The organism is Bradyrhizobium sp. HKCCYLS3070 (genome assembly GCF_051167575.1).
Classification (GTDB): domain Bacteria; phylum Pseudomonadota; class Alphaproteobacteria; order Rhizobiales; family Xanthobacteraceae; genus Bradyrhizobium.
Map to the genome: position 1 here is coordinate 1 of NZ_JBNPTI010000003.1, position 12,535 is coordinate 12,535.

A 12,535-nucleotide genomic window follows, 5' to 3' on the forward strand; every position below is an offset into this window, starting at 1 on the left:
TGCTTGACGAATCGAGCCGATTTTGAAGTGTCAACCATCTCCCCGAACACCCGTCAGCTATGTCCCCGGGCTGAACATCAGCGAAGCAATCCAGAGTCTTGGGCGGGACTCTGGATTGCTTCGCTGCGCTCGCAATGACGCGGAAATCGGAGCGGTCTTCGCGTCGCATCAAGACGACTTGACCACGCCTCGTCTCCTCGCCTGCGGCAAATCGGGCGGTCCGCCCGGCAACGCCGGGATAGACGCAAGACGAATCCTCCCTCATCCTGTCCTGTGACGATCGCGACGAACGGGCCGCATAGAGCCCGCGCGCGGTCGCCGGCCGCAATCGACCGGACGAGGACACGACACAGGGAGGACAGGCCATGGGCATTCACCTGCTCGATCGCGCCATCGGCAGCGATTATCCGACATTCGCAAGCACCGCTGACATCCGCGCCTTCGAGCAGACGCCGTATGGCGAACGGATCGCCGCGCAGAGCACCTATGAGGCGTTGAAGTGCGGCGCCTCGGTCAACCCGGATGCGCCGGCGATCCAGTTTCTGACCAACGCCGATCCGGCCGACACGCCGGTCGTGATCTCCCATCGCGACTTCATCGCCCGGGTGACGCAGGCGGCGAACATGTTTCATGCGCTCGGCGTCGGCCCCGACGACGTCGTCAGCTTCATGCTGCCTTTGGTGCCCGACGCCTTCGTCACGCTGTTCGGCGCCGAGGCCGCCGGCATCGCCAACCCGGTCAATCCGCTGCTCGAGCCGCACCAGATCGCCGAGATTCTCGATGCCGCCAGGACCAAGGTGCTGGTGGCGCTCGGCCCCCTGCCCGGCACCGACATCTGGCAGAAGGTCGAGAAGGTGCGCGGCGGCCTCAAGCACCTCAAGGCGATCGTGCAGGTGCATGGCGGCGGCGGGGACCCCGCCAACGGCATTCACGCGTTCAATGACCTGATCGGAGCGCAGCCGAGCGACCATCTCGTCAGCGGCCGGCAGATCAAGGCCAGCGACACCGCCGCCTATTTCCACACCGGCGGCACGACCGGCACGCCGAAGCTGGTGCGCCACAGCCATGGCAACCAAGTCTATCAGGCCTGGGGGATCAACCTGGTCCTGAAGGCCAAGCCCGGCGGCACCTTGCTGTTCGGCATGCCGCTATTCCATGTCGGGGGATCGCTGACCCAGGCGCTGCAGACGCTCTCCGCCGGCGGCAGCCTCGTCGTGCTGTCGGGCGCCGGCTGGCGCAATCCGAATGCGGTGCGCAACATCTGGGGCCTGGTCGAGCGCTTCAAGCCGGAGACGCTGTCGAGCGTGCCGACGGTGCTGGCGGCGACGCTCGCGGTGCCGCAAGGCGCCGCCGACATCTCCAGTCTGCGCTATGCCGCGGGCGGCGGCTCGGCGATTCCGGTCGCCGTGGGGCAGGCGATCATGGACAAGCTCAAGCTGCCGGTGATCGAGGTCTACGGCATGACCGAGACCGCGAGCGTGCACACCATGGCCTATCCGGACCAGCCGATCCGGCTCGGCTCGGTCGGCCTGCCGCTGCCTTACGCGAAGGTGCGGATCGTCAAGCTCGATGCCGACGGGCGCTATGAGCGCGACTGCGCAACGGATGAGATCGGCGTCGTCATCATGGCCGGGCCCGGCGTGTTCTCCGGCTATCTCGACGACGCCCACAACAAGGGCGCCTTCGTCCAGGGCCATTGGGTCAATTCCGGCGATCTCGGCCGGCTCGATGCCGACGGCTTCCTGTGGATCACTGGCCGCGCCAAGGACCTCGTGATCCGCGGCGGCCACAACATCGATCCGGCGCCGATCGAGGAGATCCTGTTCCAGCATCCGGCCGTGGGCTTCGCCGCGGTGGTCGGTCAGCCCGACGCCTATGCGGGCGAGCTGCCGATCGGCTATGTGCAGCTCAAGCCCGGCGCGAGCGTGCAACCGGGCGAGCTGGAGGACTGGGTGCGCGCCCGCACTCCGGAGCGCGCCGCGGTGCCGGTGCAGATCATCCCGATCGATCCGATGCCGGTGACCGGCGTCGGCAAGGTGTTCAAGCCGCAACTGCGCTGGGACGCCGCGACGCGGGTGTTCGCCAAGGTGTTGTCGCAACTGACCGACCGCGGCATCGATTGCAGCGTCAAGGTCGGACCGCACGGCAGCCACGGCAGCATCGCGACGGTGACCTTGCGCAACGTGCCGGCGGAGACCCGCGAGGCGGTCGAGAACGAGGTGCACACATTGCTGGCGCCGTTCGTGATCCGGCACGAGGTGGTGATGGAGTGAGCCGCGATTCCGGGTGAGACAGCCGTCTCGGCATTTGATCGGGACGGTGGTGCTCTGGCACGATGCTGACGCGTTTCGTCACGTTTGCCAGGCCGGGACGGATGAACCCAACCGACATCACCATCGCGATCGAAGATGCCAGACAGGCTGATGTGGCCGACCTCATCGCGGAGGCCAATGCCTTTCTGCGGACGCTATACCCTGCTGAAAGCAATCATCCCGTCGATGCCCACGCGCTTTCGGTGCCCGGGGCCGCATTTTTTGCCGCCCGTCGTGACGGGACGCTGCTCGGGTCGATCGCCCTTCGGCTCATTGGTCCAGGACACGCCGAGATCAAGCGATTGTTCGTCCGCGAAACCGCCCGCGGCTGTGGGCTCGGACGCAGGCTCCTCATGACGTTGGAAGACGAGGCCCAAGGTCGCGGGCTTGGCCGCGTGAGCCTCGAAGTGGGCATCAGACAGCCGCAGGCGATCCAGCTCTATCGCAGCTCCGGCTATCAGGATTGCGGGCCGTTCGGGATCTACCGACTCGATCCGCTCAGCCTGTTCATGACCAAACGGCTGGTGGCTTGACCAGGCTGGCGCGAACGGTGCTTGGGTGTCCGGATGCATCGAACGTGCAGTCAGGGGGAGTGACGACAGGTCGGACAACAAAGTATCCCCGCGCGGCGGCGCCTCACCCCGGCCTCCTCCCTCGTCAGAACGAGGAGAGGGAGCCGACTGTCTATGCCGCGACTCATCGCCTATGATCCTGTCAGGAGCCACGGATTCCGACGCGTGAGAGCTCTCGGCTCCGCTAGTCCGGATGCGCCCTTGGCTTCGTCGATTGCAGCCGCAGCTCACCCGTTGGATTTGCCACCCCCTTGTCGGCAGCAACCTTGCGCAGCACATCCGGCCGATCGGAAATGATGCCATCGACGCCGGTGTCGATCAGCCGCGCCATGTCCTCCAGCTTGTTCACGGTCCAGACCACGACCTGCAGCCCGAGCGCATGCGCTTCGGCGACCAACTCCGGCGTGACGTCGGCGAAATAGGGCGACCACACCTTGCCCCCGGCCGCTTTGATCGTGCGCGGCAGCGAGCCGCCGTGATCGGCAGGATTGAAGCCGGCGGTCCAGCGGGTGGCCGCGGTCAACGACACCGTCGGCGCCTTGCCCCGCTGCAGTGACAAATAGACGGTTGGAATCCGAGGTGCGCGTTGCTGTACCAACTGCAGGGTGCGCCAGTCGAACGACTGGATCATGACGCGATCCGCGAACTGCTCAGCATCGATCAGGCCGAGCAGCAGGCTGACGAACCGCGCCGGGTCAGGCGCTTCGTTGGGAAACGCCGGATCGAGCTTGGTCTCGATGTTGAGACGCACATGGTCGTCTCCCGAGCGCCTGACGAGATCGAACAGCTGCTTCAGGGTCGGAATGCGCGGCGGCACGTCGCCTGCGAGCGGCTGCGGCTCCGGAAACTGCCTGGCATAGTCGCTGCCGGGGCGAATCCGGCCGACATCGTAGGACTGCACCTCGGCCAGCGGCAGGTCGATCAGCAGCGGTCCGGGCGGCGCGACGTAGTTGCCGGAAGCGTCGCGGGCGAGATCGGGATTGAGCCGCCGCTCGTGCGAGACGACCAGCACGCCGTCGGCCGTGGCGCCGACATCGAGCTCCAGCGTATCGACGCCCAACGCGAGCGCTGCGGCGAAGGCCTGCAGCGTGTTCTCCGGATGCAGTGCCCGCCCGCCGCGATGAGCCTCGACGTCGAAGGCTGTCGCGGGACTCGCCAGACCGGCCAGCAACAGGGCCGCACAGAGGGAGAGAGTTGGACGGTGCATGGCACCAGCCTACCATGACGGCGCGGATTGCCCATTCCCCTTGTTTCGGCTGGCCTTCTGAATTAGGCCTTTGCCACAGACCGGCGGATAACGCTGGCCACGGATGGATCGAGGGAGGCGATCCGCGCGCTGCACGCGTCGTGCCAGCATCCCTATCGACCCTCCTTTCGAGCTTTGTTTCCCGAGTTCAGGCGCGACGGACCCATGCCCATGACCGACCTTCCTGTCATCATCGCCGGCGGCGGCATCGGCGGCCTGGCGACCGCGCTCACCCTGCAGCAGATCGGCGTGCCCTGCGTCGTCTACGAGAGCGTGCGCGAGATGCGGCCGCTCGGGGTCGGCATCAACCTGCAGCCCAATGCCGTGCGCGAGCTGTATGATCTGGGCATTGGCGCCGACGATCTCGATCAGGTCGGCGTGCCCGCGAAGGAATGGGCGCTGGTCGGGCTGAACGGCAACGACATCTATTCCGAGCCGCGCGGGCTGCTTGCCGGCTACAACTGGCCGCAATATGCGGTTCACCGCGGCAAGCTGCACATGCTGCTGTACAGCCGGCTGGTGCAGCGGGCTGGCGCTGATTGCGTGCGGCTCGGCAGCCGCGTCAGCGGCTATGAGAAGCATGCGGACGGCTCCGTGACCGCACGCGTCGAGCATGCCGATGGGTCGCGCTCCGAGCAGCGCGGGCGGCTCCTGATCGGCGCCGACGGCATCCACTCGGCGGTGCGCGCGCAGATGCACCCGGCGCAGCCGCCGATCCATTGGGGCGGCGCGGTGATGTGGCGCGGCGTCACCTGGGCGAAGCCGATGCGCACCGGATCGTCCTTCGTCGGCCTCGGCACCCATCGCCACCGCGTCGTGGTGTATCCGATCTCGCATCCCGACCCGAAAACGGGGCTGGCGCTGATCAACTGGATCGCGGAAGTGACGATGGACAACACCGAGGGCTGGAAGCAGACCGGCTGGTTCCGCCAGGTGCCGGTCAAGGAGTTCGCGCATCATTTCGCCGGCTGGACCTATGACTGGCTCGACGTGCCCGCGCTGATCGCCGGCGCCGATGGCGCCTATGAGAATCCGATGATCGACCGCGATCCGGTGCCGACCTGGGTCGACGGCCCGGTGGCGCTGATAGGCGACGCCGCGCATGCGATGTATCCGACGGGGAGCAACGGTGCGAGCCAGGCGATCGTCGACGCCCGCGTGCTCGGCGCCTCGCTGCTGGCGCACGGCGTGACCCCGGCCGCGCTCGCCGCCTATGACGAGAAGCTGTGCGGTCCGATCTCGCAGGTCATCCTGCGCAACCGCGGCGCCGGGCCGTTCGGATTGCTCAACCTGGTCGACGAGCGCTGCGGCGGGACTTTTACCAACATCGATGAAGTGATCCCACCCGCCGAGCGCGATGCGTTCATGGCGGGCTACAAGAAGGCCGCAGGCTTTGCGATCGAGCAGCTCAACGCGGCGCCGCGGACGATTGCGGAGGGGGCGAAGGTCGGCAGTCTGGCGACGATCTGAGCCGCTTTTGTCAGCGGCGCGATCCGAACCGGTGTAGACGAGCCGGTCGCCGAAACAGCCGCCCGGGGACCGCCATGCTCCGACGAATTGGCCGACTTTCCCTGGCCACCGTATTGCTGATGGTGTCGAGCCACGCCGGCCTTGCTGCCGGCTGCCACAACACAGCGGCAACGTCGCGGCTCGTTGGCGCGATGATCATGGCCGGCTTCTTCGGGACCAAGGCTTCCGATGCTGGATTTCAGCAGGTCCTGTCCGATCTCGAGGAGGGACTGATCGGCGGGGTCGTCATCCTCGGCCGCAATGTCGGCACCCGCGGTGATCTCGTTGGGATGATCGAGCGGATCCGAGGCTGCAAATGCGCGGCTCCTCCGTTCATTGCCATCGACGATGAGGGCGGCACGGTGGAGCGGCTCGGACCCAACATCGGCGTTGCGGCGACGCCGTCGGCCGCGGAGATCGCCCGCGGCTCCGTCGCGGCGGCGCGCGGGACTTACGCAACTCTCGCCGAGAAGCTCGCGGCGCTGCACATCAACATGAACCTCGCGCCGGTGGTCGACCTCGACACCAACCCGTCGAACCCGATCATCGGGCAGCGGCAGCGCAGCTATGGCAGCGACGCCGGCGCGGTCGCGCGCTATGCGACGGCGTTCATCCAGGCGCACCGGAAGCAGGGCATCATCACGGTGCTCAAGCATTTTCCGGGCCATGGATCGTCCACCGCCGACAGCCACGCCGGCATTGCCGACGTCACGACCACCTGGTCATCGGCGGAGTTGAAGCCGTACAAGCGGCTGATTCGGCGGGGGATGGCCGAGGCGATCATGGTCGGCCATCTCGCCAATACCCGCCGCTGGGGCGGTGTCGCAACGCAGAATGGCGCGCACGCGATCGACCGTCTTCTGCGCCGCGAGCTCGGCTATGACGGCGTGGTCATGACGGATGACCTCGCCATGAAGGCCATTCTCGACGCCAAGCCGCCGGCCACCGCCGCCATCGATGCCGTCAAGGCAGGCGCCGATATCATCATGTTCACCAAGCTGAGCGACGAGGACCAGACGTCCGACGTCGGCCGCGAGATCAACAGCGCGTTGACAGCAGCCGCTTGCTCACGTGAGCTCCCGTTGGATCTGGTCAAACGGTCGTATGCCCGTGTTCGTGGACTAAAGGCGATGAGCATCCAGCGAGATCGAAGCGGGGGGAGTCATTAACTTGTGTCTAAGCGCCAGATTTTTGTTGATCTGCTTAGCGGTATGTGCGTGGTCGGCCGCTGTATGCTCAGTACATGCGCGGCCTATCGAGAGCGATGCTTGGAAACGCTGCCAATCGTCGGATGCCGACCAGCGGATATCCGGCTGCAGCGAAGTAGTCTCTCAAGGTAGAAGTCCTAAGTCTCGGCTTGCCGACGCTTTGGACGGGCGCTGCTGGGCATACCACGTCAAGGGACTGTATGAACTGGCCGTTGCAGACTGCAGGGCAAGCATATCGCTTCGACCGAACTATTCGTACTCCTACAACAATCTGTCCTCGGCTTTCCTGGGATTGAAGAATTTTGGGGAAGCTGCCAACGCCGCGAGGAAGGCTATCGAGCTAAAGCCTCGGTTCTTTTGGTCCCATCTAAATCTGGCCCGATCACTCGCTGGGCTCGGTGAGCTCGATCGAGCCAGAGCGGAATACCAAATAGCTCTCGCTATTGAACCGAGCAGCTCAGAAGCCACCGAAGAGCTGAGAATTCTTTCAGCTCAGACAGCAGAAAAGTTAAATCAACCTTCTTCTTCTGAAACCTCTACGAGGCCTTCCGGTGGCGCCTCTCTACCTATTTGGTCTAAACCCAGCCGTCGGGTTGCCCTCGTGATCGGCAACTCGAAATACAGTTCCGTTCCGGAGCTTCCAAATCCTGTGAGAGACACGGACCTCATTTCACAAACGCTGAAGTCTATCGGGTTTGACGAGGTAATCGCAGGAAAGAACCTGTCGCGCGATGCTTTACACAAGTTGTTGTTGGAGTTCTCGAAGAAGTCTTCGGAGGCCGACTGGTCGGTCATCTACTACTCGGGACATGGCATCGAAGTGGGTGGCGCCGACTACATGATCCCCGTCGACGCTCACCTCGAATCCGACAGAGATGTAGATTTTGAGACCGTTCCACTCTCCTTGGCAATCTCTGCTGCGGACGGTGCAAGGAAGCTGCGCATGGTGATCATGGATGCCTGTCGCAGCAATCCGTTTCTGAGTCAGATGAAACGGACCATCGCCACCCGCTCGTTAGGGCGCGGCTTGGCTGCCGTCGAGCCGGAGCCGGGATCGCTAGTTATATTTTCGGCAAAGCACGGAGAGACTGCCCTCGACGGAGATGGCTCCAACAGCCCGTTTGCGATAGCGCTCGCAAGCCGGCTGAAAGTCGCCGGTCTTGAGGTCCGTCGCTTGTTTGATCTCGTGCGAGACGATGTGCTCCTAGCGACCAATCGCCGGCAACAGCCGTTCTCTTATGGCTCGCTCTCAGGTAACGAAGACTATTTCTTTGTTGCCAAATGAACTGACTGAATCAAGGGCAGTTTCGGAACTCGACGGCTCTTAAATCTAGCTCGATCGGCGGAGCGACATTCGGGTCTTTCCACCCATCCGTCGCTTCGCTCCTTTCACGCGAGCACGTCGAATGTTACTGCCCGACCCGAGCTTACGCGTAGCGGCCGTGGCAGTGCTTGTACTTCTTGCCGGAGCCGCAGGGGCAGTCCTCGTTGCGGCCGATCTTGCCCCAGGTCGAGGGATCGTTCGGGTTGCGTGCTTCGGCCGGGACCGGAGCGGCCCCCGAGGACGGCACCAGGGAGACGTTCGCGAAGGCCATCTCGTCCTCGCCGGTGCTGGGATCGGCGTGGTGCGCCTGCATCGGCGGCAGCACCGGCTGCTGCTCCTCCGGCGGCACGATCTCGACCCGCATCAGCTGCGCGGTGACTGCTTCGCGCAAGTGAGCGATCATGGCCTCGAACAGCGTGAAGGCTTCCGACTTGTACTCCTGCAGCGGATCGCGCTGGCCGTAGCCGCGCAGGCCGATGACCTGGCGCAAATGGTCGAGCATCACCAGGTGCTCGCGCCAGAGGTGGTCGAGCGTCTGCAGCAGGATGGTCTTCTCGACGTAGCGCATCACGTCGGGGCCCCATTGCGCGACCTTGGCGGCCATGCGCTCGTCGGCGTGGGTCTCGATGCGCTTGAGCAGCTCCTCGTCGGCGATGCCCTCTTCCTTCGCCCATTCGTCGACCGGCAGGTCGATGTCGAGCACGCGCTTCAGCTCTTCTTTCAGGCCGGCGACGTCCCACTGCTCGGCATAGGCGTGCTCGGGAACGTGCTTGGCGACGAGATCGTCGATGAAGGCGTGACGCATGTCGGTGATCGTCTCGACCACGCTCTCGTCCTGCATCAGCTCGACGCGCTGGTCGAAGATCACCTTGCGCTGGTCGTTCTGGACGTTGTCGAACTTCAGGAGGTTCTTGCGGATGTCGAAGTTGCGCGCCTCGACCTTCTGCTGCGCCTTCTCCAGCGCCTTGTTGATCCAGGGATGGATGATGGCCTCGCCTTCCTTCAGGCCGAGCCGGGTCAGCATGCTGTCGAGCCGGTCGGAGCCGAAGATGCGCATCAGGTCGTCTTCCAGCGACAGGAAGAATTTCGACCGGCCGGGGTCGCCCTGACGGCCGGAGCGGCCGCGCAGCTGGTTGTCGATGCGGCGGGATTCATGGCGCTCGGAGCCGATGATGTAGAGGCCACCCGGCTTGGTCACGGTCTTCGCCGCCTTCGAGCCCTTGGCGGGCTCGATCTCGACCGTCTCCTCGGCCTTCAGCACGATCTCGCGGAAGCGGGCGATGTCGGCCTTGATCTGTTCGATCTTGGCGGCCTTCTCGGCCTCGTCGGTGATCCCGGCGGTCTCCTGCTGCAGGCGCATCTCGAGCGAGCCGCCGAGCTTGATGTCGGTGCCGCGGCCGGCCATGTTGGTCGCGATCGTGATCGCGCCGGGCACGCCGGCTTCGGCCACGATATAGGCTTCCTGCTCGTGGAAGCGCGCATTGAGCACCGCGAACAGTTTTGCGGGCTTGCCGGCGCGGGCCGCCGCATAGAGCTTGTCGAGCGCGCGCTCGCTGCCGAAATCGATCTGCTTGTAGCCGTGCTGCTTGAGATAGGCGGCCAGCACCTCGGACTTCTCGATCGAGGCGGTGCCGACCAGCACCGGCTGCAGGCGTGAATTCGCCCGCTCGATCTCGGCGAGGATGGCGGCGTATTTCTCCTGCTGGGTGCGATAGACCTCGTCGTCCTCGTCGAGACGTGCGACCGGCAGGTTGGTCGGGATCTCCAGCACCTCGAGCTTGTAGATGTCGAACAGCTCGTCGGCCTCGGTGGCCGCCGTGCCGGTCATACCGGCGAGCTTCTCGTACATCCGGAAGTAGTTCTGGAAGGTGATCGAGGCCAGCGTCTGGTTCTCGGGCTGCACCGGCTGGTGCTCCTTGGCCTCGAGCGCCTGGTGCAGGCCTTCCGAATAGCGCCGGCCCGGCATCATGCGGCCGGTGAATTCGTCGATGATCACGACCTCGCCGTCGCGGACGATGTAGTCCTTGTCGCGGGTGAACAGCGTGTGCGCGCGCAGCGCCTGGTTGATGTGGTGCACGACGGAGACGTTCTCGACGTCGTAGAGCGACTCGCCCTTGAGTTGGCCGGCATCGCGCAGCAGGGTCTCGATCTTCTCCATGCCGGCTTCGGTGAGCGTCACCGTGCGCTGCTTCTCGTCGACCTCGTAGTCGGTCTTGTCGAGCTTCGGCACGAAGGTGTCGATGGTGTTGTAGAACTCCGAGCGATCGTCGAGCGGGCCGGAGATGATCAGCGGCGTGCGCGCTTCATCGATGAGAATGGAGTCCACCTCGTCGACGATGGCGAAAAAGTGCCCGCGCTGGACCATGTCCTCCAGACGGTACTTCATGTTGTCGCGCAGATAGTCGAAGCCGTATTCGTTGTTGGTGCCGTAGGTGATGTCGCAGGCATAGGCCGCCTTGCGCTCGGCATCGTCGAGGCCGTGCACGATCACACCTGTGGTCAGGCCGAGGAAGCCGTAGATCTGGCTCATCCAGCCGGCGTCGCGGCGGGCGAGGTAGTCGTTCACCGTCACGACGTGGACGCCCTTGCCGGCGAGCGCGTTGAGGTAGACCGCGAGGGTCGCCACCAGCGTCTTGCCTTCGCCGGTCTTCATCTCGGCGATGTCGCCCTCGTGCAGCACCATGCCGCCGATCAGCTGGACGTCGAAATGGCGCTGGCCGAGGGTGCGCTTGGAGGCCTCGCGGACGGTGGCGAAGGCCGGGACCAGGATGTCGTCGAGCGTCTTGCCGTCGGCGAGCTGCTTCTTGAACTCCTCGGTGCGCGCCTTGAGCTGCTCGTCGGTCAGCTTGGCGAGCTCCGGCTCCAGCGCATTGATGGCATTGACACGGGACTGGTAACCCTTGACGCGACGGTCGTTGGCGGAGCCGAATAGCTTACGGGCGAGCGCGCCGATCATTGCTGAAATCCTGCCTCTATGGGTCTGCGTTGCAGCCGTAACTCATGGTTTGGGTTTGCTGTTCCCGACGTGATGCACCGCAGCACCCGCGCCAGCCTCGACCTTCGGCGCCGGGCGGCGTCCGCCAGATGAGTGGGAGACAGGCAAACCAGGGTTCAACGGCCAAAAACGCAGCAAAATAAGCGCCATCGCCCTTGAAGCGACCGGGCAGAGATATGGCTGGGGGGGAACGTTGTCAACGGCGCCCGACAGCGGGGCCGTCGTCGCCAACCTGTCGCCGATTTCACGAAATTGACAGACTTTTCGCGTTGCCAAGGCACGGCGATTGGGCGAGTGTCCCGGCCGCCCTGAGGCCTCCCCCTCGAGCCCCCTCTTCTCAACAAGGATTTTCCATGACCACGTCGTTCCCGGTTACGAAAACCGGCCTGCGCCTCGGCCTTGCCACCGCTCTCGCCGGAAGTCTCGCGTTGTCCCTGCTTGCCGCGCCCGCACGCGCCGCCGACGATGCCAACCCGGTGCTGGCCAAGGTGAACGGCGCCGAGATCCGCAAGAGCGACGTGACGCTCGCCGAGGAGGAGCTCGGACAGAGCCTCGCGCAGATGGATCCGGCGACCAAGGACGAGAACGTGCTGTCGTTCCTGATCGACATGAAGCTGGTCGCCAAGGCGGCCGAGGACAAGAAGGTCGCCGATACCGAGGAGTTCAAGAAGCGCCTCGCCTTCACCCGCAACCGGCTGCTGATGGACAGCCTGCTCGCCACCGAGGGCAAGGCCGCGACCACGCCGGACGCGATGAAGAAGGTCTATGAGGAGGCCGCCAAGCAGATCGGCGGCGAGCAGGAGGTCCACGCCCGCCATATTCTGGTGGAGACCGAGGACGACGCCAAGGCCGTCAAGGCCGAGCTCGCCAAGGGCGCCGATTTCGCCGAGCTCGCCAAGAAGAAGTCCAAGGATCCCGGTGCCTCGGACGGCGGCGACCTCGGCTTCTTTACCAAGGAGCAGATGGTGCCGGAATTCGCCAACGTCGCCTTCTCGCTGGAGCCGGGCAAGATCTCCGATCCGGTGAAGACCCAGTTCGGCTGGCACGTCATCAAGGTCGAGGAAAAGCGCAGCCGCAAGCCGCCGGAGTTCGACCAGGTCAAGGGCCAGATCGAGACCTACGTCACCCGCAAGGCTCAGGCCGACTACGTCGGCAAGCTGCGTGAGGCCGCCAAGATCGAGCGCCTGGACAAGCCGGCCGCCGACGCCGCCAAGCCGGCGGACGCGAAGCCGGCCGAGCCGGCGAAGAAGTAAGCGGCTCGGCTACTTGGCTTGAGACGGGACATGGTCGCGTCATAAATGGTGTCGTCCCGGCGAAAGCCGGGACCCATACCGCGTGATGTTTGAAACAGGCACGCGGCCGATACCAG

Annotated in this window: 8 protein-coding genes; 6 read left to right on the forward strand and 2 right to left on the reverse strand. The window is 64.8% G+C overall.

The annotated features are described in order from the left end of the window. Positions 1–365 precede the first annotated feature (365 nt). Together ACQR03_RS12585 and ACQR03_RS12590 are read left to right on the forward strand one after the other, a co-directional pair. Positions 366–2,273 (forward strand): acyl-CoA synthetase, encoded by a 1,908-nt coding sequence (locus ACQR03_RS12585; RefSeq protein ID WP_315751950.1) that lies wholly within the window; start codon positions 366–368, stop codon positions 2,271–2,273. Between the two features lie 62 nt (positions 2,274–2,335). Further along, positions 2,336–2,845, forward strand: a complete 510-nt coding sequence (locus ACQR03_RS12590) for a GNAT family N-acetyltransferase (RefSeq protein WP_315715210.1) — start codon at positions 2,336–2,338, stop codon at positions 2,843–2,845. A gap of 223 nt (positions 2,846–3,068) precedes the next feature. On the opposite strand, the gene ACQR03_RS12595 is transcribed toward ACQR03_RS12590, so the two are convergent. Continuing rightward, entirely contained in the window at positions 3,069–4,091 is a 1,023-nt protein-coding gene (locus ACQR03_RS12595) for a glycerophosphodiester phosphodiesterase (RefSeq protein WP_316203488.1), read from the reverse strand. 210 nt (positions 4,092–4,301) lie between these two features. Here ACQR03_RS12595 and ACQR03_RS12600 point away from each other — a divergent pair, with 210 nt between their 5' ends. The 3 genes from ACQR03_RS12600 (at position 4,302) to ACQR03_RS12610 (ending at position 8,132) form a co-directional block, all read left to right on the forward strand. After that, the gene (locus ACQR03_RS12600; RefSeq protein WP_434842297.1) at positions 4,302–5,600 is read left to right on the forward strand and encodes a flavin-dependent oxidoreductase; all 1,299 of its coding nucleotides are present in this window, start codon (positions 4,302–4,304) and stop codon (positions 5,598–5,600) included. 74 nt (positions 5,601–5,674) lie between these two features. Further along, the gene (locus tag ACQR03_RS12605; protein ID WP_434842296.1) at positions 5,675–6,808 is read left to right on the forward strand and encodes a glycoside hydrolase family 3 N-terminal domain-containing protein; all 1,134 of its coding nucleotides are present in this window, start codon (positions 5,675–5,677) and stop codon (positions 6,806–6,808) included. A gap of 199 nt (positions 6,809–7,007) precedes the next feature. Then, positions 7,008–8,132 (forward strand): caspase family protein, encoded by a 1,125-nt coding sequence (locus ACQR03_RS12610; RefSeq protein WP_316203125.1) that lies wholly within the window; start codon positions 7,008–7,010, stop codon positions 8,130–8,132. A gap of 142 nt (positions 8,133–8,274) precedes the next feature. On the opposite strand, the gene secA is transcribed toward ACQR03_RS12610, so the two are convergent. Next, a complete protein-coding gene (secA, locus tag ACQR03_RS12615) occupies positions 8,275–11,127 on the reverse strand; it encodes a preprotein translocase subunit SecA (protein WP_316193280.1) in 2,853 nt (950 codons plus the stop codon). Between the two features lie 392 nt (positions 11,128–11,519). On the opposite strand from secA, the gene ACQR03_RS12620 reads away from it, so the two are divergent. Next, positions 11,520–12,419: a peptidylprolyl isomerase gene (locus ACQR03_RS12620; protein ID WP_434842295.1), complete on the forward strand. Its 900-nt coding sequence runs from the start codon at positions 11,520–11,522 to the stop codon at positions 12,417–12,419. Positions 12,420–12,535 lie beyond the last annotated feature (116 nt).